We start from the raw sequence: 788 nt of genomic DNA on the forward strand, positions 1-788 counted from the left end.
CCGAGCTGGACCGATTGCTGGGTCAGCGAGAACACACCCGAGATGATCGCCTGCGAGGCGATCACCGTCGCCATCGTCGCCAGCCCGATCAGCGGGTAATGCGCCCAGCCCGGCGCGAGCCGGTAGAACGGGTTCTCGATCGCGTCCGGCGAGGCCAGCAGCAGCGCGCCCTGGCCGAAATAGTTGATCACCAGGGCCGGCAGCACCAGGGCGAACCACGCCACGCGGATCGGCCGGGCGCCGAAATGCCCGAGGTCTGCATACATCGCCTCGCCGCCGGTGACCGCGAGGAAGGCCGCGCCCAGCATCGCGAAGCTCACGTGCCAACCGGCATGGACCAGGAATTCCACCGCCTTCAGGGGGTTCGCCGCCTGCAGGATCTCCGGCTTGTGCAGGATGCCGCCGATCCCCATCAGCGTGAGGACGACGAACCACAGCAGCATCACCGGCCCGAAGATCCGCCCGATGAAGGCGACGCCCTTGCTCTGCACCAGGAACAGGGCGACGAGGATCGCGATCGTGATCGGAACGACGTAGCGGCCGAGCGCCGGCGCATCGACCTTCAGGCCCTCGATCGCCGAGAGCACCGAGATCGCCGGGGTGATCGCGCCGTCGCCGTAGAGCAGGGCCGCGCCGACCAAGCCGACCACCCTCGTGATCCTGGTCGCGCTGTTTGCGATCCAGCACAAGGGCGTGGCGGTGATCGGCCGGGTGTTCGGCCCGGTGATGCTCGTGTGGTTCGTGGTGTTGGTCCTGCTGGCGATCCCCAGCATCCTGCGCGCGCCCGA

General features: G+C 68.4%; 2 pseudogenes. One reads left to right on the top strand and one right to left on the bottom strand.

What is annotated here, in order from left to right:
- Positions 1-650 (bottom strand): annotated as a pseudogene (locus tag MKL11_RS29425) (KUP/HAK/KT family potassium transporter); the annotation flags it as partial.
- On the opposite strand from MKL11_RS29425, the pseudogene MKL11_RS33650 reads away from it, so the two are divergent.
- A pseudogene (locus MKL11_RS33650) lies at positions 643-788 on the top strand (KUP/HAK/KT family potassium transporter); the annotation flags it as partial. The pseudogenes MKL11_RS29425 and MKL11_RS33650 sit on opposite strands and share 8 nt — an antisense overlap.

Origin of the sequence: Methylobacterium sp. J-077, assembly GCF_022829365.1 — a bacterium.
Lineage (GTDB): Bacteria > Pseudomonadota > Alphaproteobacteria > Rhizobiales > Beijerinckiaceae > Methylobacterium.